The 20,263-nt window shown below is 63.1% G+C and carries 16 protein-coding genes, 1 tRNA gene and 1 pseudogene; 5 read left to right on the top strand and 13 right to left on the bottom strand.

What is annotated here, in order from left to right; all coding sequences use genetic code 11:
* From istA to P3T43_RS15570, 3 genes are all read left to right on the top strand, one after another.
* The coding region (istA, locus tag P3T43_RS15580; protein ID WP_429281920.1) for an IS21 family transposase at positions 1–1,245 on the top strand (1,245 nt) is incomplete at its 5' end.
* Complete coding sequence (gene istB, locus P3T43_RS15575) at positions 1,232–1,996, top strand: IS21-like element helper ATPase IstB (RefSeq protein ID WP_429281919.1); 765 nt, start codon at positions 1,232–1,234, stop codon at positions 1,994–1,996. The genes istA and istB, both read left to right, overlap by 14 nt.
* Positions 1,993–2,214 carry a hypothetical protein gene (locus tag P3T43_RS15570; protein WP_429281918.1) on the top strand — a complete coding sequence of 74 codons (222 nt, stop codon included), beginning with the start codon at positions 1,993–1,995 and terminating at the stop codon, positions 2,212–2,214. The genes istB and P3T43_RS15570 overlap by 4 nt, the downstream gene beginning before the upstream one ends.
* A 574-nt stretch (positions 2,215–2,788) precedes the next feature.
* Here P3T43_RS15570 and P3T43_RS15565 read toward each other — a convergent pair.
* On the bottom strand, positions 2,789–3,685 hold the full coding sequence (locus P3T43_RS15565) for a hypothetical protein (RefSeq protein ID WP_429281917.1): 897 nt from the start codon (positions 3,683–3,685) through the stop codon (positions 2,789–2,791).
* 24 nt (positions 3,686–3,709) lie between these two features.
* Positions 3,710–4,243 carry a hypothetical protein gene (locus P3T43_RS15560; protein ID WP_429281916.1) on the bottom strand — a complete coding sequence of 178 codons (534 nt, stop codon included), beginning with the start codon at positions 4,241–4,243 and terminating at the stop codon, positions 3,710–3,712.
* Positions 4,244–4,606: 363 nt separating this feature from the next.
* Between P3T43_RS15560 and P3T43_RS15555 the strand changes: the two genes are divergently transcribed.
* Entirely contained in the window at positions 4,607–4,849 is a 243-nt protein-coding gene (locus P3T43_RS15555) for a hypothetical protein (protein WP_429281915.1), read from the top strand.
* Positions 4,850–4,974: 125 nt separating this feature from the next.
* On the opposite strand, the gene P3T43_RS15550 is transcribed toward P3T43_RS15555, so the two are convergent.
* The 6 genes from P3T43_RS15550 to pepN all read right to left on the bottom strand — a co-directional run bounded on the left by P3T43_RS15550 (position 4,975) and on the right by pepN (position 11,400).
* Positions 4,975–6,384, bottom strand: a complete 1,410-nt coding sequence (locus P3T43_RS15550; protein ID WP_429281914.1) for a DUF6538 domain-containing protein — start codon at positions 6,382–6,384, stop codon at positions 4,975–4,977.
* Between the two features lie 117 nt (positions 6,385–6,501).
* Positions 6,502–6,577: transfer RNA gene (locus P3T43_RS15545), tRNA-Thr, on the bottom strand.
* 54 nt (positions 6,578–6,631) lie between these two features.
* Positions 6,632–7,648, bottom strand: a complete 1,017-nt coding sequence (locus tag P3T43_RS15540) for a class 1 fructose-bisphosphatase (protein WP_429281913.1) — start codon at positions 7,646–7,648, stop codon at positions 6,632–6,634.
* Positions 7,649–7,757: 109 nt separating this feature from the next.
* Positions 7,758–8,213 (bottom strand): HigA family addiction module antitoxin, encoded by a 456-nt coding sequence (locus P3T43_RS15535; protein WP_429281912.1) that lies wholly within the window; start codon positions 8,211–8,213, stop codon positions 7,758–7,760.
* A 17-nt stretch (positions 8,214–8,230) separates the two neighbouring features.
* Positions 8,231–8,512, bottom strand: a complete 282-nt coding sequence (locus P3T43_RS15530) for a type II toxin-antitoxin system RelE/ParE family toxin (protein ID WP_429281911.1) — start codon at positions 8,510–8,512, stop codon at positions 8,231–8,233.
* A gap of 194 nt (positions 8,513–8,706) precedes the next feature.
* The gene (pepN, locus tag P3T43_RS15525; RefSeq protein WP_429281910.1) at positions 8,707–11,400 is read right to left on the bottom strand and encodes an aminopeptidase N; all 2,694 of its coding nucleotides are present in this window, start codon (positions 11,398–11,400) and stop codon (positions 8,707–8,709) included.
* A gap of 182 nt (positions 11,401–11,582) precedes the next feature.
* Here pepN and P3T43_RS15520 point away from each other — a divergent pair, with 182 nt between their 5' ends.
* Positions 11,583–12,290, top strand: coding sequence for a DUF4136 domain-containing protein (locus P3T43_RS15520; RefSeq protein WP_429281909.1), 708 nt, complete (start codon positions 11,583–11,585; stop codon positions 12,288–12,290).
* 83 nt (positions 12,291–12,373) lie between these two features.
* Here the strand turns inward: P3T43_RS15520 and guaD are convergent, their stop codons facing one another.
* The 5 genes and pseudogenes from guaD to xdhA all read right to left on the bottom strand — a co-directional run bounded on the left by guaD (position 12,374) and on the right by xdhA (position 19,926).
* Positions 12,374–13,729 (bottom strand): guanine deaminase, encoded by a 1,356-nt coding sequence (gene guaD / locus P3T43_RS15515; RefSeq protein ID WP_429281908.1) that lies wholly within the window; start codon positions 13,727–13,729, stop codon positions 12,374–12,376.
* 86 nt (positions 13,730–13,815) lie between these two features.
* Entirely contained in the window at positions 13,816–14,862 is a 1,047-nt protein-coding gene (locus P3T43_RS15510; protein WP_429281907.1) for an adenosine deaminase, read from the bottom strand.
* A 72-nt stretch (positions 14,863–14,934) separates the two neighbouring features.
* The gene (xdhC, locus tag P3T43_RS15505; protein WP_429281906.1) at positions 14,935–15,942 is read right to left on the bottom strand and encodes a xanthine dehydrogenase accessory protein XdhC; all 1,008 of its coding nucleotides are present in this window, start codon (positions 15,940–15,942) and stop codon (positions 14,935–14,937) included.
* Between the two features lie 90 nt (positions 15,943–16,032).
* Positions 16,033–18,373, bottom strand: a pseudogene (gene xdhB / locus P3T43_RS15500) (xanthine dehydrogenase molybdopterin binding subunit).
* On the bottom strand, positions 18,373–19,926 hold the full coding sequence (gene xdhA / locus P3T43_RS15495) for a xanthine dehydrogenase small subunit (protein ID WP_429281905.1): 1,554 nt from the start codon (positions 19,924–19,926) through the stop codon (positions 18,373–18,375). The pseudogene xdhB and the gene xdhA overlap by 1 nt, the downstream one beginning before the upstream one ends.
* Positions 19,927–20,263: the final 337 nt, after the last annotated feature.

Raw genomic sequence — 20,263 nt, 5'->3', positions numbered from 1 at the left:
GGCTACCGGGGCAGTCACCACCACTTCCGGCACCTGATCTCGCTGCACCGGCCACGCCCGGTACCTGAGGCTTACCTGCGCCTGCGCACGCTGCCGGGGGAACAGGCGCAGGTCGATTGGGCCAGCTTCGGTCACCTGCAGATCGGTCGGGCACGACGCCCGCTGATGGCCTTCGTGATGGTGCTGTCGTGGTCACGGCAGATCTATCTGCGCTTCTTCCTCGATGCACGTATGGACAGTTTCCTGGCAGGACATGCCGGCGCCTTCGAAGCATGGTCCGGGGTCCCCAGGGTTCTGCTTTACGATAACCTGCGTAGCGCCGTGCTTGAGCGTCAGGGCGATGCGATCCGCTTCCACCCGACATTGCTCGCGTTCGCCGCGCATCATCGTTATGAGCCTCGTCCGGTGGCTGTCGCACGGGGCAACGAGAAGGGGCGCGTTGAACGGGCAATCCGCTTTGTACGCGAGAGCTTCTTTGCCGCTCGCAGATTCACGGACCTCGACGATCTCAATGCCCAGGCGGCAATCTGGTGCGCGGGACCCGCTGCTGAGCGGCCCTGCCGCGAAGAACCCATGATCACCGTGCGCGAGGCCTTCGGGCGCGAACAGCCCAGCCTGCTCACGTTGCCGGAGAATCCGTACCCGTGTGAGCTGCTTCTCGCCGTGAAGGTCGGCAAGACGCCCTACGTGCGCTTCGACCTGAACGACTATACGATCCCGTATACCCATGTGCGACGCACGCTCACGGTACGCGCTGATCCCCGGCGCGTACGCATTCTCGACGGCGCCGATCTGCTCGCCACCCATGAACGCAGTTACGATCGCGGCGCGCAGATCGAGATTGCCGCACACATCGATGCGCTCGTCGCAAGGAAGCGCGAGGCCCGTCACCATCGCGGTCTTGATCATCTGGCCCGGGCTGCGCCGGCCAGCCGGACCTTGATGCTGCACGCCGCTGAGCGCGGCGGCAATCTGGGCAATATCACCACGCACCTGCTGCGACTGCTCGACCGCTATGGCCCCGCCGAACTGCAGGCCGCGATCGAGGAAACCCTTGCCAGCGACGCGGCGCCTCATCCGAATCCGGTACGTCTGGCGCTTGAGCGCCGGCGCGAGGCACGGCAGGCCCCGCCGCCAGTCACCCTCATCCTGCCCGAACACGTGCGCAACAAGGACACGCTGGTGACACCACACCGGCTCGACATCTACGACCAGCTTGTGGGAGGCACCGATGAACACGCCTGAGAACCTTCAGGGGCGCGCGAACGCCCTGCGTCTGTATGGACTGCTCGCGCATTGGTCCGATGTGGCCGCCGAACAGTGGGTCGCGCCGCTGTTGCAGTGGGAAGAGGATGAGCGCGCCCGCCGATCACTGGAGCGACGTATCCGCGATGCACGCCTGGGCAACTTCAAGCCGCTGTGCGACTTCGACTGGAGCTGGCCCACGCGCTGCGACCGGCTTGCCGTTGAAGAGCTAATGTCGCTCGGGTTCGTCAGGGATACCGCCAACGTCGTGTTGATCGGCCCGAATGGTGTCGGCAAGTCAACCCTCGCGCTCAATCTCGCCTATCAGGCGCTCGTGCACGGTCACACCGCGCTGTTCACTACCGCCGGTCAGATGCTCGGCGAACTGGCCGCACTGGACAGCGATTCGGCGCTGCGTCGACGCCTGCGCCGCTATGCATCCCCTCACGTCCTGGTGATTGATGAGGTCGGTTACCTCTCGTACTCAAACCGCCACGCCGATCTGCTGTTCGAACTGGTCAGCCGCAGGTACGGCTCGGCAAGTACCGTGGTCACAACCAACAGACCGTTCTCCGAATGGCACGAGGTGTTCCCGAACGCCGCCTGTGTCGTCTCGCTCGTTGACCGGCTGGTCCATCGCGCCGAAGTCATTGCCATCGAGGGCGAGTCCTACCGGGTCAAGGAAGCGCGCGAGAGGGCCGAGCAGCGCGCCAGCAGACGCAGTAGCGCGCGTGCGGAGAAGAAATCATGAAGCACCAGGCACACCTGCCTTCGGGTATTGCCCGTGGGCTCGACTTCCTGATACCGGACAACTGGTCGCCCGAACAGGCGCTTGCCGTCGTCGAACTCATCGAGGATCTGCATGCGCGGATCTGCATGCACTATGACCTCGCCCTGCATGACCTGCTGCGCGAACAGCGTTCCCCTCCCGAGGATCCCAATCTCAACGACATCGGCGATCCATTCTGACTGGGACCAGCCACCCCGACCGAGGCTGTCAACGGCGCTTCATTGTTGATGGTCCTGGTCAACCTTGCGCCGCCATTTATGTGCGGATTTACGCCGCCGTCAACATCTGATTCTTTCATGGGTTTTTTTGAGCATGTCGTTGTGCCCGCTCACAAGGTTTGTCTGCTTTCCCTCTGCTTCGCCGATTGATAGTAGCAGACCCAGACAGGACCTTCCCCAAAAAAGCGCCGCCCGTTATGTCTGCTTGTGGCGGCTTCGAACGTCTCTCACGGGTCGACACGGGTCTATCGCGTACCTGTACCGGCCACGGCAGACTGTCCCCACGGGAAACCCTTGGTATGACTGTATTCGAATCGGCGGCAACAATACTCCGCTGTACACGGTGCTGGTTCTACGGAGGGGGATATCGGGGAGTCCCGCGCCCAGGACGAAGCCGCGATAGCTGCAGCCACGCCCCAACAGGCGCAGCGGCGAAAGGAACTGGACCGGAAGCCGCAGAAACACCGGGGGTTCCCGAGGTTCTAAGTGCGCAAGCCCGGGCCGCAGCAGACGGGTACGGAAACCTGCTAAATAATCAAACTGGTCCGAAACATCTTTGCACGTCATTGAGGTCTGAGCCACGCAGGCGAGTAAGCGTTGCGTCAGTCAGTGGCTCCAGAACCGGCCAGATCATCCGGGGAAGACGGGCGTTAGACAGGCCAGAGGACATAATGCCAATTTCGAGAGTCTGGTCGCCGAGTGAAGTGAGCGTATGAAACGCGGCTTGTTCCACGCAAAAATAGGTGCTCTGCATAGTGAGATATTCGCTGGGTCCTATGCCAATCGGTAGTGCGACGGTCCGACTGAAGCTATCTCCAGTGCAACTCGCATCTTGCATGTGTGCAATAGAAATACGGCAACCGGGAGGAATCACGCCGTCCCTCAACAGCGTTCGTTGTTGTTGCGTTGTATGTGGGATTTTTCCAAGGCATTCGAAGTTTATGGAGACCATCAAAACCCAGCGAACGATAAGGTCGCGCTGTTCATCGGAAAAGTCCGGCCACTTTCCGTCCGCAAGTGTTTCGACTAACGGCGCCGCGCTATTCTGCAGCCTGCTCATCCATCCGTTGTTGCACTCAGCGCAAACATTCAACACGACTGTGTCGTAAGGAGGGGCTGGCAAATCCACGCTTTCGGTGTGGACCGGTATGTTCTCCCAGAACGCAACCCGTTCAGGGCGACGTAGCCAGTGCCGCGTTCTCGTATGTCGACCGCCGTAACGCTTTTTCAGCCATTTGCCGAACGCGTGTTCTTCGCTGAATTTCCGAGTCTTGGTGCAATAGACGCACTTTCCCGATTGGACCTTGCCCGGCGATCCATACCGCAAATCCAGTTTGCATCTTGTGCAAAACGGAGTGCTCGCCACGGTCTCCAGTTTGCATCGCGGGCATCGGAATGGGTGGAACGGCTGCGTAACTTCATCACTGGTCATGTAATGCACTCCGTTGACGCCAGTTCACGGCTCAATATGCACAATGGCAGACGTTGAGTTCGCGTCGATATCGGGCTCGCCGTTTTTATCTCGTGTGCCAGTGTGGATCTTCATCTCAGCGATAACTGACACTGTGCTACCCGCTGGCAGAACGATGGTCTGCATATCGTCCATTTCAGCGCTTGGCAGGAATTCATAGTCACCGCCCGCGAGCTTCAGCAAATCGACCTTGGCAATCAGGTCTCCTTCGTCCTCATGGAATACCGTGCCCACTTTCGCATCGGAAGACAGCTTGCGCACTCGTAATTCGAACGAGTCTTTCTTGCTGTCGTCCAGTTCGAACGTCGCGCTGCGTGGATTTCTCGATTTCACATGCACGACCAGCAGGCGAAGGTCGTCGTGATACGGCAGAACTTGCGTTTCGAGCGTGATGTTGTCCTGCCAATCCGTTGAGCCCCCAAGCCAAAATACCCATAGTGCCCACACACCAGCCCCAATAATTGCGAGGCAGGACAGTAGCTTAAGAGCAACGTCCGCGAACTCGGTTAGTTTCTTCATGTGTCGGCATCCGCGCGGGGAATGCAGCATGATAAACGACCGCAGGGCCTAGACGCGTAGCTGCCTCAATCGTTAGCGGATCGCTTCCGTGGCCTTTTCCAACCAATCCGCCAGCGACTCAAGCGGACACCCCCGACCGTAGCCCGCGCCCAACACACTCCCGGCGTGGGGGCCAGTAATCACGTCCTAAGGGCCCTTGTGAGTCATTCAGCTGGTCGCGCCGCTCAGTACCGAGAGCGGCCTCTACTAGCTCGAAATATTCACAGGTATGCTTCGCCCATAAACACAGGGGCGAGCAAGTCGAGCTGGCGCTCTGGACAAGCGGCAACGCCACACACACAACAACGTAGTTCGGGGAAGACCATGCATCTGTTCATCATCATAGCCCTTGCAATCACAATCGGCCCTTTGCTGGTGGGGCTGGGCCTCTACATCATAGCGGCGATAGTGGGCGTGATCTTCCTACCCTTCAGGGCCGCGAGTGGCGTGTCGAGGGCGAAGATATGCAACGGTCCCCTGTCGAAGCTTTACAGCAAACGCTGGGGAGTGTTCGTCGTGGTGCCTGTAATGGTGGGAGTCCTGTGGGTCCTGCAGTACCTAGGCTGAGTTCTAAGCGGGAAGGCGCAGCAGGTCGCGCAAGCGCGTTGCACTTAAGCCTGAGAAACGCGGAGCGTGGCTCCTTGACGCCTTTTGAGCTTGCTGCACTACTGAGCCACCCCCTGACAACGAATCTAGCGTACCGCTTCAGCGGCGCGGCCCAACCATTCCGCCAAGATCCCAAGCGGGTAGCCCTGGCCATAGGTAGCACCCACGCCCGGCGTCAGGTGGCCCAGGATCCTATCCGTGATTTCCGGGAGACACTGCACAGCCCGCAACAGGTCTTTCATCGTATGGCGTAGGCAGTGGTTCGTGAGCCCCGAGCCCTTGAGCCCCTCACGCCCTTGTATCCACGCATTCAAGGCCGCAGACACCGCGCCAGCATTGCAAGCCTCCGCAGTGGTGTACGTGGGAAAGGCGAACGGTGATCCATGGGCCAGCCTGTGGGCCTCCCGCAGTGCCACCATGGCCCTGGGGGTCAAGGGGACCTTACGAGCGCTGTGAGCGTTCTTCAGGGAGCGCCACGGGTGTGGCTTGACGTCAATGTGCGGTACACCCGCGTGTAGGTGGATATCGGCAGCAGCCAGGCCAGCGACCTCCGCGAGGCGGCACCCAGTCTCAGCCAGCACGGTAACGATACAGCGCAGGGGGTCCCAGCCCTTAGCAGCGACCCACGCATCCACCCCACGGTGCAGCGCCTGTAGCTGGTCAGCCGTGAAGGGTAGCCGCTCCTTGGAATCCTTACCGGCCTCGGGAATCTCGACCCTTGCGAACACACTTTCAATGTCTAACTCGTTTTCCCGTATGGCTCGACCCCAAGCGGCCTTAAGGGCGTTCAGGTAGCGGGTCACGGTAGCGGTGGTGATTGCCTGGCCGCTGGCGCTATGACCACCTGTGAGGAGCCAATTCACGAAGCCATTCACATCCGACCGGCGCACCTTCCGTATATCCCTGTCGGACCCAAGGTAGCTGGTCAGATAACCGAACGCTATGCGGGCAGTCTTCTCCCCATTGGGGCGGGCAGTCACGTACTGGTCAAGGCAATCAGTCAGCGTAAAGACCCCCCGGCCCTGGACTAGCTGGAACGCCTCCCGGCTTACCGGCGATAGGTGCCGATCTAGCTGGTGACCGTGGATCACATCCTCGTCCTCCAGGACCGAGCGCGGTATCTGTGCGTCAAGGAATTCATGGAACGCCTCCAAGGCCCGTGGGTTCGCCTTGGGGTCCGAGGGGTCTATGCCATTGTCGACCAGTAGCCGGTGAGCCTGGAGCTTGAGGGCAGCGCCCGATAGGCTCTGGACACCCGCCCTTGTGGGACTGCGTAGCTGTGACCACTCCTCGTCCGTCTGTCGAGCTAGCTTGGCAATCAGGGGCGCGGCAACCCTTGGGTCCTCGGTCTGAAGAGACACCACGATATGAGCCTTACCGGCATGCGGCGACCGAGCGACGACCAGCAACGGGCGTATGTCGTCAGGGACCCTACGGCGGAAGTAGAGCAGGGGGCTACCGGGCTTGCGCCAGGCGTGCTTGAGCTTGATAGACATGATGGCGGATAGGCGAAGGAGAGGCATGTGTACCAGCGTATGGTAATCGGTTATGGTAACCGCACATGCCCTAGAAGCCTTGCCCACCTTGCCTGTAGAGGCTTTGACAGATTCAGGTGGTGCCGGAAAGAGGAATCGAACCCCCGACCTTCGCATTACGAATGCGCTGCTCTACCGTCTGAGCTATTCCGGCATCAGGAGAAACGAGATTATAGGGACTTCATTGACGCTTTGGCAAGCCCCCGGGTCAATTTTTTGTTTCGAGATGGTAGCGGGTGACGCGATCCACCTCGTTCTTCGAGCCGAGGAATACCGCCACGCGCTCGTGCAGGCTCTTCGGCACGATGTCGAGAATGCGCTTCTCACCGTTGGTTGCCGCTCCGCCTGCCTGTTCGACGATGAATGCCATCGGATTTGCCTCGTACATCAGGCGCAGCTTGCCCGGCTTATCCGGCGTACGCTTGTCGGCCGGGTACATGAAAATTCCGCCGCGGTTCAGGATACGGTGCACGTCGGCCACCATCGACGCGATCCAGCGCATATTGAAATCGGACTGACGCGAACCATCCTGGCCGGCTTTCAGTTCGCCAATGTACTGTTGAACAGGCGGGTACCAGTGGCGCTCGTTCGAGGAATTGATCGCGTATTCACGCGTTTCGACCGGAATGGTCATGTCGCTCTGCGTGAGCACCCACGAACCCAGCTCGCGGTCGAGCGTGAAGCAGTTCACGCCATTGCCCGTGGTAAGCACGAGTACGGTTTGCGGACCGTAGACGGCGTAGCCGGCGGCGACCTGCTGCGTACCCGGTTGAAGGAACGACTGTTCGGTCGGCTGCTGACCGTCCGGGCAACGCAGCACCGAGAAGATCGTGCCGATCGACACGTTCACGTCGATGTTCGACGAACCGTCTAGCGGATCGAACACCAGCAGATATTCGCCCTTCGGATAGTTGGCCGGAATCGGCGAGAACTTCTCCATTTCTTCGGACGCCATGCCGGCCAGGTTGCCGCCCCATTCGTTCGCTTCGAGCAGGATGTCGTTCGACAGGATGTCGAGCTTCTTCTGCACCTCGCCCTGAACGTTCTCGCTGCCTGCGGTGCCGAGCGCATCGCCTAGCGCGCCCTTGCTGACGTGGTAGCTGATGGCCTTGCAGGCCCGCGCAACGACTTCGATCAGGAGCCGCAGATCCGCCGGCAGATTGTTGGTCTCACGCTGCTGCTCGATCAGGTACTTCGTAAGAGTGGTACGACGTTGCAAAGCCATTGCAGTACTCCGGTAAGGCGAAGGAATAGTGCGATTTTACCCGCTCGCTGTGACTTTCCTGTGCTTTTGAAAAGGAATGCGCATGTCACATTGACCGTGGCGTCGAATCTCAGGGCCTGCGGCGGGTTTTGATGGCGGCCACGCTGCTGGACATCTTTGCCGCAACGGCGGCGGCGCGCACGAGGGCGCGCGGCATACCGGGCAGCTTCGGGCGCCGCGCTCTGGCAAGGGGTTCGATTTCGCTGGCGATCTGTTCGCCGGCGGCAGCGGTCGCGACGCGCAGATCGTAGTCGATCTGCAAATTGAGCCAGAACTGCGCACTCGCGCCGAAATAGCGGCCAAGGCGAAGTGCGGTGTCCGCCGAGATAGCACGCTTGCCGAGCATGACGTCGTTGATGCGCGGCGTAGGCACGTGCAGCGCCTTGGCGAGCGCGTTGACCGACATGCCGAGCGGTTCGAGGAATTCGCTGCGCAGGATCTCCCCGGGATGCACCGGCGCAATCCGCTCGCCAGTGTCGATTTCCGAAAAGTCGATGCTGTCCAGCTCGGAACGTTTGATGACCATGCTGGCCTCCCAATCAATCAGTGATAATCGACGATCTCGACATTCAGCGCTTCACCGTTCACGAAGTGAAAGCAGATGCGCCACTGCGCGTTGATGCGAACGCTCCATTGCCCACTGCGTTGTCCCTGCAGCGACTCCAGCCGGTTGCCGGGCGGCGTGTAGAGGTCTTCGAGCGACGCTGCGGCATCGATCATGAGCAGCTTGCGATACGCAATTTCCTGGATCTGCGTGGGCAGCGAACGCACGAAACTGCCGCTGAATAACAGCGCTGTGGCCTTGTCGCCAAATGTTGTGATCATGGGAAGTATATAACGCATCGCGTTAAACGTAAACGGTTGGATAGATGCGTTACTTTCCCCCATGCCGCCGGACAAAAACAGTCGTCCGGATGGCTAACTAATTCTTACGCAGCCTCCTGCAGATCTATTTCTATGGGCGAAAAAAAGCCGGCAACCCGTGCCGGCTTCTTCCCGCCTGAGAGCGCCTGCGAAGATCAGGCCAGAGCCTTTTCCACGATTTCGCGCACATCACGCGACTTCGCTTGCGCAGCCACGTTCTCGAGCGCGGCACGCATGCCTTCGCGCAGCGTGGGCGTGAAGCGGCGCCACAGTTCAAGCGAGCGCGCCAGCCGCGCGGCGACCTGCGGATTCAGCGCGTCGAGCGCAATCACCTGCTCGGCCCAGAACGCATAGCCCGAACCGTCTTCGGCATGAAATTGCGCCGGGTTGGCCATGCAGAAGCTGAAAATCAGCGAGCGGGCGCGGTTCGGGTTTTTCAGGTTGAATGCCGCATGCGCCATCAGCTTGCGCACGCTCCCGATTACCGGCTGCTGGGCGGTGCCGCGTTGGGTGGCCTGCAGGGCGAACCACTTGTCGATGACGAGCGGTTCCTGCTCGAAGCGACGGTAGAAGTCGGCCAGCGCATCTTGCGCGTGGGTGCCTCCGCCCGCAGCCGCCGCATTGAGCAAGGCGGACAGTGCCGCCGAGCGATCGGTCATGTTGTTGGCCGCAGCGTATTGCGCCGAGGCGAGCCGCACCGCGTCGGCTGGATCGTCCAGTTCGGCCAGGTAGGACAGCGCGAGATTCTTCAGTGCGCGATGGCCGCTGGCCTTCGAAGTGGCTTCATACGCACCCGGCGTGTGGTGTTGTTCGTACACCGTGAGCCATTCATCCTTGAGGGCGGTGGCAAGACGCTTGCGCACGAACTGGCGGGCGCTATGAACGGCCGCCGGGTTCGACTCGGCCATCTGCTCGGCCAGATACGTCTCGGACGGCAGGATCAGCGCTAGTTCACGGAACGCCGGAGAGAGCGACTCGTCGGTCAGCACGCGTGCAAACGCGGCGACGATCGAATCGTCCAGTTGCAGCGGCAAACCGCTCGCGGCACGCGCGGTCAACGCCAGCAGTTCGCGCGTCGCAAGCCGTTGACCGGCTTCCCAGCGGTTGAACGGATCGCTGTCGTGAGCGAGCAGGAAGGCCAGTTCGTCGGCGGTGTAATCGTATTCGACGATCACCGGTGCCGAGAAATTGCGCAACAGCGAAGGCAGCGGCTTTTCGGCGACATCGACGAACGTGAACGTCTGCGTGGTTTCGGTCAGTTCAAGCACGCGCGTGGTGCCGGGCGCCGCGCTCGCTTCGCCTTGCAGATGCAGCGGCAGGTCGGCACCGTCCTTGCCGATCAGGCCAATCGCAAACGGGATCAGCAAGGCGCCCTTTTGCGTTTCGCGGGCGGCTGCGGCGGCGTCTCCATAACCTTGCGTGAGCGTCACGCGGTAGCTGCGCTGCGCGGCGTCGTACTCGGTCTTGACGGCCACGCGCGGCGTGCCGGCCTGGCTGTACCAGCGCTCGTATTGCGTGAGGTCGCGACCGTTCGCGTCCGCCATTGCATGACGGAAGTCGTCGCAGGTCACCGCCTGGCCGTCGTGCCGCTTGAAGTACAGATCCATGCCCTTGCGGAAGCCTTCGCGGCCGAACAAGGTCTGATACATCCGCACGACTTCCGCGCCTTTTTCATAGACGGTCATCGTGTAGAAGTTGTTGATCTCGACGTAGCTTTCCGGGCGCACCGGATGGGCCATCGGACCCGCGTCTTCGGCGAACTGCATCTGGCGCAGTACCCGCACGTCCTCGATCCGCTTGGTGGCGCGCGCCGCTTCGTCGGTCGCGCCGCCTGCCATGTCGGCGGAGAACTCCTGGTCGCGGAACACCGTCAGGCCTTCTTTCAGGCTCAACTGGAACCAGTCGCGGCACGTGACGCGGTTGCCGGTCCAGTTGTGGAAATACTCGTGGCCGACCACGGCTTCGATGTTGGCGAAGTCGGTATCGCTCGCGGTTTCGGGGTTCGCCAGCACGTACTTCGTGTTGAAGATGTTGAGCCCCTTGTTTTCCATCGCGCCCATGTTGAAGTCGCTCACGGCGACGATCATGAAGCGGTCCAGATCCAGCTCGAGCCCGAAACGCTCCTCGTCCCAGCGGATCGAATGGATCAGCGAATCCATGGCGTGACGGGTCTTGTCGAGATCATACGGTTCGACCCACACCTGCAACAGCTTTTCCGCGCCGGAACCGCTCTTCACGCGCTCTTCGATGCACACCAGCTTGCCCGCCACGAGGGCGAACAGATAGCAGGGCTTGCGGAACGGATCTTCCCAGCGGGCGAAATGGCGGCCGTCCGGCAGCTCGCCTTCTTCGAGCAGGTTGCCGTTGGACAGCAGCACCGGATACGCGGCCTTGTCGGCGCGCAGCGTGACCGTGTAGGTGGACATTACGTCCGGGCGGTCGAGGAAATAGGTGATGCCGTGAAAACCTTCCGCCTCACATTGGGTGAAGAAGTTGCCGCTGGACACATACAGTCCGGAAAGCGTAGTGTTTTCAATGGGCTTACAGAAACTGACGAGCGTCAGTTCGAAGCTCTCCGGCACGTTCTCGACCGTCAGCCCGTGTTCGTTCGGACGCACGGCGGCATACGGCTTGCCGTCGATCGCCGCGCTGACGAATTCAAGGCGCTCGCCGATCAGTTCGAGGTTCGTGGCACGCGCGGCGTCGGGATTGCGGCGCACGCGCATCGTGTTCTTGACGAGCGTGCGTTCGGGCACGAGGTCGAATTCAAGGGCAACGGTATCGATCAGGAAAGCGGGCGGCGCGTAGTCGGCGCGGCGGATCACAGGAGGTGTAGCGGTATCAGCCATGGCATTTTCTAGGAATAGGGTCTCAAGCCGGCCGCGCACGCCAGTGCGCACCGGTATACCGAGCCATTGTACAAAGCTCGGGCGTGCTCTGTGCGCCGAACTTTTTGTGTAGGGGCCAGGTCAGCGTATGATCGGGCCGCCGCGCACCGATGCGGCGGATAAACGTAAGGAAGAGGAAGACCATGAAATCGGACCGTTGGACCCGGCGCGCCATGCTGATGCTGGTGGCGCTGACGACAGTGCTCTCTGGCTGCACCACTTATGTGACCACCCAGGTGACGGCCTTCTCCGACTGGAGCGGCAGCGACACGAGCCGCACCTATGCGTTCACGCGCGGCCCCGCCCAGCAGAACAGCCTCGAACAGCAGACTTACGAAATCGAGGTTGCCAACGAACTGGCAACGCGCGCGTTCAGGCAGGTGGACGCGCAGCAGGCTCATTACCTGGTGGGTCTTTCATACGGCACGAAGGGCGAGACGATCAACGTCACCCAGCCGGTCTTCTACAGCAGTCCCTGGCCCGGACCTTTCTGGGGGCGTCCGCTTGATCCGTGGGGAGCGTTCGGACCGTTCCCGCCGGCTTACGTGAGTCAGTCGTACCCGGTGTTTTCGCATACGCTCGGTATCCGCATGACCGAGCGCGCGACGGGTAAGGAGGTCTACAACGTGATGGCGCGCAATGCGGGCGACGAACCGTCGCTGGTGCGAGCGATGCCTTATCTGGTGCGTAGCGCGCTGGCAGACTTCCCGCTGGGCAACGGCGCGGTGCGCACGGTCAAGCTGCCGCTGGACAAGAACGCGGGCGTGTCGAACGAGGCGGCCGGTGTGCCGGCGCCCGCTTCGATCGCTCCGACCGCTCCGCCGACTTCAGCGGCGGTGGTCGCGCAGTAAGCGGTCAGCGTGCAACCCGCGGGCAGCCGCTGGCGGTTGCTGGAGGCAGCCAGCGGCCGCGAGCTACCGCCAGTTGCACGCATTTACGCGGCGATCTTCGCCTTGCGCGCTGCATGTTGCCGCGCCTCGTCGCGCCGGTGCACACGTTTGCCGGCCGCGTAGGTTTCGAAAATGGCGCGGTCGTCGCCGAGCAGCGCGAACGCGAACAGCAGTTCTTCCAGCGACTCGGTGCGTGCCGTGCGGCGCGCGAGCAGCGGCGTTGCCTGCGGGTCGAGCACGACGAAATCGGCTTCCGACTTCGGCGCCAGCGTCCCCACCTTGTCCGCCAGATCGAGCGCTTCTGCCGCGCCCGCGGTGGCGAGCCAGAACATCCGCGTGGCCGTCAGATGATGGCCGGTCAGACGCGCCACCTTGTGCGCTTCGTTCATGGTTTGCAGCATCGAGAACGAGGTGCCGCCGCCCACGTCGGTCGCCAGCGCGATCGGCATGCCGGCTTCGTCGGCCTTGTCGAAGTCGAACAGGCCGCTGCCGAGGAACAGGTTCGAGGTCGGGCAGTGCGAGGCCACCGTGCCGGTCTGCGCCATCCGCTTGCGGTCTTCCGCATCGAGGTGGATGCAATGCCCATACACGGCGCGGCGCCGCAGCAGGCCGTAGTGATCGTAGATATCCAGATAGCTGCGGTGTCCCGGGAACAGATCGGCGACCCATTTCACTTCGTCGGTATTCTCCGCGACGTGGCTCTGGATGAAGATATCCGGATGCTGGCGCGCGAGTTCGCCGCAGGCTTCGAGCTGGGCTTCGGTGGAGGTCGGGGCGAAGCGCGGCGTCAGCGCGTACATCTGGCGCCCGCGGTTGTGCCAGCGGCCGATCAGCTCGGCGCTGTCGTCGTAGCCCGATTGCGCGGTGTCGCGCAGGAACTCGGGGCAGTTACGGTCCATCAGCACCTTGCCGGCCACCATGCGCAGGTTGCGCGCCGCGCTTTCCGTGAAGAGCGCGTCCGCCGATTCCTTATGCACCGTGCAATACACCAGCGCCGTGGTCGTGCCGCAGGCCAGCAGTTCTTCGACGAAGAAGCTCGCGGTGTCCTGCGCGTAGGCCGGATCGGTGAAGCGGCGCTCGGTGGGGAAGGTGTAGGTTTCGAGCCACGGCAGCAGACCGGGTGCCGGCGAGGCGATCATGTCCGTTTGCGGATAGTGGATGTGCGTGTCGATGAAGCCCGGCACGATCAGCTTGTCGCGCAGGTCCTGCACTTGCGTGCCGGCGGCGAGCTGCGACGAGAGCGCTGCGTACGCGCCTGTTGCGACGACATGGCCGTCTTCGACGATCAGCAGGCCGTCTTCGTGGAAGACCGCCGCGTCGGACGATTGCGCCGGGTCGCCGTTGAACGTCAGCAGTTGCGCGCGGAATGCGGTTTGGGCCGCTTTAGCCGAGTGAGTCATGGGGAAAACCGTCTCCGTTATATGAGAATGTAAAGGGGGCGCAGAGGACTGCACCGTCCTCTGCTGCTCAGGCGCAACCGCGCAAGTCAGCTCACCTCGACGGCGTGCCAGTGCGCGTCGAGCTTCGCGATCAATGCGTCGCGTTCGGCGGGCGTCACGAACGCCGCTTCGAAGCTGTTGCGGATGATGGTGTAGACCTCGGCGTCGGTAAGCTTGAGCGCCTCGATGATGGCGAGGTAGTTCGCGTTGACGTAGCCGCCGAAGTAAGCCGGATCGTCGGAATTCACGGTGACGGCGACGCCCTGGTCGAGCAGCGCCTTGAGCGTGTGTTGGGTCAGGTCGTCGAACACGCACAGCTTCAGGTTCGACAGCGGGCACACGGTGAGCGCCACGCGCGTGTCGGCCAGACGCGTGACGAGCATTGGGTCTTCGATGCTGCGCACGCCGTGGTCGACGCGATCCACCTTCAGCAGATCGAGCGCTTCGTAGATATACGACGGCGGGCCTTCCTCGCCGGCATGCGCGACGAGCTTCAGCCCCTTGGCACGCGCTTTCGCAAACACGCGCTCGAACTTCGACGGCGGATGACCACGCTCCGACGAATCGAGCCCCACGCCGATCAGCCGATGCGGATACTGATCGAACAGCGGCAACGCTTCCTCGAAGGTGGCGAGCGCATCCTCTTCTGACAGATGGCGCAGGAAGCACAGAATCAGCTTGCTCGTCAGAGCGCGCTGTTCGGCGTCGGCCAGCGCGCGCTCGATCCCGGCCACGGCGGTGGCGATCGACACACCGCGTTCGGTGTGAGTTTGCGGGTCGAAGAAGATTTCGGTGTGCGTGACGTTGTCCGCGAGCGAGCGCTCGACGTAGGCCATCGTCATGTCGTAGAAATCCTGCTCATGCAGCAGGACGCTTGCGCCTGCGTAGTAGATGTCGAGAAACGACTGCAGATCGGTAAATGCATACGCGGCGCGCAGGGCGTCGATCGAGTCGTAGGCGAGCTTCACGCCGTTGCGCGCGGCAAGCGCGAAGATCAGCTCGGGTTCCAGGGAACCTTCGATATGGATATGCAGTTCGGCCTTTGGCGCGCCTGCCACCTTGTCGGCGAGAGTGAGGGTGGTCGTTGTGTTCATGTTCAGTTCTTCAATGGTCTGATTGGGGATGAGCCGATCCGTGCCGGAGGTCCGCAGTTGATCGTTGCTTCATCATGCTGCCTGGGTTGCGTGGGCGTTCGCTTCGACCGCCTGCAGCACCTGCGCGGCCGCGGCGATCGCAATGATCTCCGGCGACTTGTCGACGATGCCGTCCACGCCGAGCGGGCATTTCATCCGGGCCACGTGCGCCGGGTCGATGCCGCGTGCGGCGAGCCGGTGCTCGAACTGCTTGCGCTTGCTGTGCGAGCCGATCATGCCGAAGAACGCGAAGTCGCCGCGCCGCAGGATACGCTCGGCGAGTTCGAGGTCGAGCGCATGGTTGTGCGTCATCACGATGAAGTACGTATGCGGCGCCGCCTGGTCGATGGCCTCGTCGGGCGCATCGGTCGGATCGATCGTCACATTCGACGCCTGCAGCAACTCGGGCGGCGGAAACTGCGCGTCGCGCTCGTCGACCCAGCGCACATGGCACGGCAGCGTGCCCAGCACGCGAACGAGCGCCGCGCCGACGTGCCCGGCGCCGAACAGCACGACGGCGAAGTCGCGCGGCGCGATGGTCTCGGTGAGCAGCGAGCTGCTTTCGTCGAAACCGGCGCCGTCCCACAGCAGACAGTCGGGGCCTTCGACGCCCGGTTCGGGCTCGGACAGCATGACCGCATCCGGCGCGGGCCCGAATGATACGCTACGCACCGTCGACTGACCGGCGGCTACGCGCTTCGCCAGCGAACTGATCCAGCCGAGATCGCCGACATCCAGCCGCTCGAATGCGAGCACCACCGCGCCGCCGCAGCATTGGCCGAGACTCGGGCCGAGTGCGAAGCGTTCGAGGCGGCGCATATGCGGCACACGCATGCCTTCCTTGAGGACCTGGCGCGCGGTTTCGATGGCTTTCCATTCGAGATGGCCGCCGCCGATCGTATGCCGCGCCGAATCGCGCGTGACGATCATCTTCGTGCCCGCCTCGCGTGGTGCCGATCCCTCGACGCGCGCCACCGTCACCAGCACGGCAGCGTCGCCGTGGCTGAGCAGTTGTTGCAGATCGGTGAGCCAAATATGCATCCGGCGCTTCTCCTTCCATGGCCGCACGGGGTGTCCGTGTGGCCGGTTATGCGTGGCGCCGCGCGTTCGTGTCGCGCAGCGCGTGAAAAATCAGGTGGCGGCGTCGATGCTTGCCGGTGTGTCCGTCTGGCCGCCTTGATGACCTTCTTGCGTCGCGTTTTCCACCTGCGCACCGCTCGAGCCGGGCGGTGCCTCGGCAGGCGCTGGCACCAGCGCGTCCAGCGCATCGAGGATCGCCTCGGGCGTGGCAGGCGCGCGCAGGGACGGTGCCTGTTCGACCTGCGGCGCTGCGGCTGCAATGGCGTCGCGAATCGCTCACGGCTGGAATCTTGTAGGTCGACGGGGCGTGCGTCATCAGTCGACCCTCGCGGTTCCACCAGAGTTCCTCGGTGGTGAGCCAGCCCATTCCCTGGATGAAGCCGCCTTCGACCTGGCCGATATCGATGGCCGGGTTGATCGACTGTCCGGCGTCATGCAGGACATCGGCGCGCACGAGCTTCCATTCACCGGTCAGCGTATCGATCACCACTTCCGACACCGCCGCGCCATAAGCGAAATAGTAAAACGGGTGACCGGTGAGGTTTTTCGCGTCCCAGTGCACCTTGGGTGTCGTATAGAAACCGTCGGACCACAACTGCACGCGGGCAAGATACGCGGCGCTGACGAGTTGTGCGAACGGCATTGCCACGTCGTTGACGTGCACCATGCTGTCCCTGAACTGCACGGCGCTGGTTTCGCCGCCGAGTTCTTGCGCGGCGAGCGCTGCCAGCCGGTCGCGGATCGTGCGCGCCGCCGCTTCGGCGGCTTTGCCGTTCAGATCGCTGCCGGTGGAGGCGGCCGTCGCGGACGTGTTGGCCACCTTGGACGTGTCCGTCGCCGTCGCGCGCACGCGCGAGCGCGGCACGCCGAATTCGTTCGCCACCACCTGAGCCACCTTCGTGTTCAAGCCCTGGCCCATTTCCGTGCCGCCGTGATTGACGAGGATCGAGCCGTCCTTGTACACGTGCACCAGCGCGCCGGCCTGATTGAGGAACGGTACGTTGAACGAAATGCCGAACTTCAGCGGCGAGAAGGCGATGCCGCGTTTGAGCACCGGACTCGCCGCGTTACTGGCGGGCAGCGCCGCGCGGCGGGCGCGATAGTCGCTGGTGGCGAGCAGGGCCTCGGTGAGCGGCGCGATCACGTTGTCTTCGACCCGCTGACCATACGGCGTGACGTCGCGCTCGCCGATCCCGTAGTAGTTGGCCAGCCGCACATCGAGCGGATCGCATTTCAGTTGCCGGGCGATGCTGTCGAGCATCACTTCCATCACCAGCGCGCCCTGTGGGCCGCCGAAGCCGCGAAACGCCGTGTTCGACTGCGTATTGGTCTTGCAGCACAAGGCAATAATCTCGACGTCGGACAGGTAATAGGCATTGTCGAAGTGACACACGGCACGCGTGGCCACGGCGCCGGAGAGGTCCGCCGAATAGCCCGCGCGCAGCGCGATCTCGACGCGCGCGCCGAGAATGCGGCCGGTGTCGTCGAAGCCGGCCTGATACTCATAGACGGCGTCGTGACGCTTGCCGGTAATCATGAAGTCGTCGTCGCGATCGGCGCGCACTTTGACCGGACGCTGCAGCCGTTGTGCGGCGAGCGCGGCGATACAGGCAAACAGGGCCGATTGTGATTCCTTGCCGCCGAAGCCGCCGCCCATGCGACGGCATTCGCAGACCACGCCATGCGCCGGCCAGCCGAGCATATGCGCGACCACCTGCTGCATTTCGCTCGGATGCTGCGTCGAACTGTAGACGAGCATGCCGTTCATCTCTTTGGGGATCGCGTAGGCGACCTGTCCTTCCAGATAGAACTGTTCCTGACCGCCGACTTCGAATGTTCCCGCAATCTGATGGGGCGCGGCGGCGATTTTGGCGGCGGGTTCGCCGCGTTTCAGATGCAGCGGCGGCAAGACGAACTGCTTCCTCGCCTTCGCTTCGGCTGGTGTCAGCACCCCTTCCAGCGGCTCGTAGCGGACCACTTCGTCGCTCTTCGCGAGCGCCGCGGCGCGGCGTGCCAGTTCGTGACTCTCGGCGATCACGGCGAACACCGGTTGGCCGAGATACAGCACTTCGCTGTCGGCCAGAATCGGATCGTCGTGCAGCACCGGGCCGCAATTGTTCTCACCGGGGATGTCGGCCGCGCACAGCACCGCGATCACACCGGGAGCGCGGCGCACCGCGTCGAGGTCGAGCGACACGATGCGGGCGTGCGCATGGCGCGCGAGGCCGAGCGCGGCGTGCAGCGTGCCGTGGAGTTCCGGCAGATCGTCGGTATAGGCGGCTTCGCCGCTTACATGCAACGCGGCGGATTCATGCGGCAAGGACGTGCCGATCGCGACGGCCTCTTCACGGTCCGCGGCATGCTGGATGAAAGCATCGGTTTGCCTGTTCATCACGCTGACTCCTGCGCGGACGTTGCATCGGCGGCGCCGGCTACGCCGGCTTCGAATGCGAAGGCATTCACGTCCAGCAGCGCGAGCGGTGCATCGTCGCGCGTTTCCAGCTGGAAGCGTCGCAGCAGATTGCGCGCCACCTTCAGACGATACGCGCTCGACGCCCGCATGTCGCTAAGCGGCTGATAGTCGGCGGCAAGCGCGTCCATGACGCGCCGGGTCGTCGCGTCATTCCAGGCCGCACCGGTCAGCGCGGCTTCGACGTGGGCGGCGCGCTTTGGCGTCGCGGCCATGCCACCGAACGCGATACGCGCTTCGGCGATCGTGCCATCAGCGATGCGCAGGGCAAACGCGGCGCAAACCGCCGAGATATCCTGGTCGTAGCGCTTCGAAACCTTATAGGTGCGAAAGCGCAGGTTAGGCGCTGGACGCGGCACCCGGATCGCCGCGACGAATTCACCGGCAGCGAGCGCCGTCTTCTGATAGCCGAGGTAGAACGCATCCAGAGGCAGCGTGCGCGTTTTGGCGCCGTGCCTTAGCACGACTTCAGCGCCGAGTGCGAGCAGCGCCGGCATCGAATCGCCGATCGGCGAACCGTTCGCGACATTGCCGCCGAGCGTGCCGGCATTGCGGATCGGCAACGAGGCGAAGCGGGTCCAGAGTTCGGCGAGCTCGGGATAGTCGGCGGCGAGCGCGGCGTACGCTTCTTCCAGCGTGACCGCCGCGCCGATGGTCAGGATTTGCGCGTCGCGTCCTATGGTTTTGAGTTCGGCTACGTTGCCGAGGTACAGGATGTCGCCCAGGTCGCGAAACTGCTTGGTGACCCACAGGCCCACATCCGTGCTGCCGGCGAGCAGGCGCGCTTGCGGATGCTGCACACGCAAGGCCGCGAAGGCATTCAGCGTGACCGGCGCGTAGAACGCGGGCGTGCCGAAGGCCGCGCCGCGCACGTCGGGCGCGCGGTATTCGAAGGTGTCCTTGCGTTGCAGCGGCTCTAACGCCTCGGCGACGGCGGGGCGATCGAACGCGATGCGCGGATAGCGGGCGTAGTCGAACATCTTCTGCGCCGCGTCGACGATCGGCCGGTAACCGGTGCAGCGGCACAGATTGCCGGACAGGGCGGTGTTGATTTCGTCGCGGGTCGGGAGCCCGGCGGCGGCCGGCTGGTTCTCGTACAGAGCCCACATCGACATCACGAAACCGGGCGTACAGAAGCCGCATTGCGAGCCGTGACAGTCGACCATGGCCTGTTGCACGGGATGCAGCGCGCCGTCGGCCGCGCGCAGGTCTTCGACGGTGAAAAGCGCCCGGCCGTCGAGCGTGGGCAGAAACTGGATGCAGGCATTGACGGCTTTGAGCGTCAGCCGGCCTGCGCCGGTCAGTTCGCCGAGCACGACGGTGCAGGCGCCGCAGTCGCCTTCCGCGCAACCTTCCTTGGTGCCCGTGCAATGCAGGTCTTCGCGCAGGTGCTGCAGCACAGTGCGCGTCGCCGGCACGCCCTGAACCTCATGGACGGCCCCACGGTAATAGAAGCGGATGGTTTGCGTTGTCATGGCGAATCCGAAAGACATTGCGGACCGGGCGCGCGTTACGCAGGGGGTCGCACCGTAGCCGGCCTCGCGCACGTAGATCGCCATCCATATTTGAAGATAGCACTCCCTCGTCCCGAAAATATTTCGCGAGGGTGATGCGGGTTATTCGCGCGGGGTCATGAGCCACAGGGACGTAGCGGGCAGCGGGACGGGGGCGAAGCCGGCGCGGTTGCCGCAAAGGCAGGCGGAGCAGGGCGCAGCGGCTGGCGCGTGGTGCGCGAGGAAGCGGAAATGGGGACCGGCAGCGGTCAAAAAAGGGCCAGGAAGGGCCCTAGGTGTTTACGACGACGCAGACCTT

Origin of the sequence: Paraburkholderia sp. GAS41 (genome assembly GCF_050436545.1) — a bacterium.
In the GTDB taxonomy this organism is placed as follows: Bacteria; Pseudomonadota; Gammaproteobacteria; order Burkholderiales; family Burkholderiaceae; genus Paraburkholderia.
Note: the sequence above shows the minus strand (reverse complement) of the source record. Positions and strands in the feature narration are given on the sequence as shown.

Coding starts and splice junctions, on each gene's coding strand:
- istB (WP_429281919.1), top strand. CDS start 1,232: ATGAACACGCCTGAGAACCTTCAGGGGCGCGCGAACGCCCTGCGTCTG.
- P3T43_RS15570 (WP_429281918.1), top strand. CDS start 1,993: ATGAAGCACCAGGCACACCTGCCTTCGGGTATTGCCCGTGGGCTCGAC.
- P3T43_RS15565 (WP_429281917.1), bottom strand. CDS start 3,685: ATGACCAGTGATGAAGTTACGCAGCCGTTCCACCCATTCCGATGCCCG.
- P3T43_RS15560 (WP_429281916.1), bottom strand. CDS start 4,243: ATGAAGAAACTAACCGAGTTCGCGGACGTTGCTCTTAAGCTACTGTCC.
- P3T43_RS15555 (WP_429281915.1), top strand. CDS start 4,607: ATGCATCTGTTCATCATCATAGCCCTTGCAATCACAATCGGCCCTTTG.
- P3T43_RS15550 (WP_429281914.1), bottom strand. CDS start 6,384: ATGTCTATCAAGCTCAAGCACGCCTGGCGCAAGCCCGGTAGCCCCCTG.
- P3T43_RS15540 (WP_429281913.1), bottom strand. CDS start 7,648: ATGGCTTTGCAACGTCGTACCACTCTTACGAAGTACCTGATCGAGCAG.
- P3T43_RS15535 (WP_429281912.1), bottom strand. CDS start 8,213: ATGGTCATCAAACGTTCCGAGCTGGACAGCATCGACTTTTCGGAAATC.
- P3T43_RS15530 (WP_429281911.1), bottom strand. CDS start 8,512: ATGATCACAACATTTGGCGACAAGGCCACAGCGCTGTTATTCAGCGGC.
- pepN (WP_429281910.1), bottom strand. CDS start 11,400: ATGGCTGATACCGCTACACCTCCTGTGATCCGCCGCGCCGACTACGCG.
- P3T43_RS15520 (WP_429281909.1), top strand. CDS start 11,583: ATGAAATCGGACCGTTGGACCCGGCGCGCCATGCTGATGCTGGTGGCG.
- guaD (WP_429281908.1), bottom strand. CDS start 13,729: ATGACTCACTCGGCTAAAGCGGCCCAAACCGCATTCCGCGCGCAACTG.
- P3T43_RS15510 (WP_429281907.1), bottom strand. CDS start 14,862: ATGAACACAACGACCACCCTCACTCTCGCCGACAAGGTGGCAGGCGCG.
- xdhC (WP_429281906.1), bottom strand. CDS start 15,942: ATGCATATTTGGCTCACCGATCTGCAACAACTGCTCAGCCACGGCGAC.
- xdhA (WP_429281905.1), bottom strand. CDS start 19,926: ATGACAACGCAAACCATCCGCTTCTATTACCGTGGGGCCGTCCATGAG.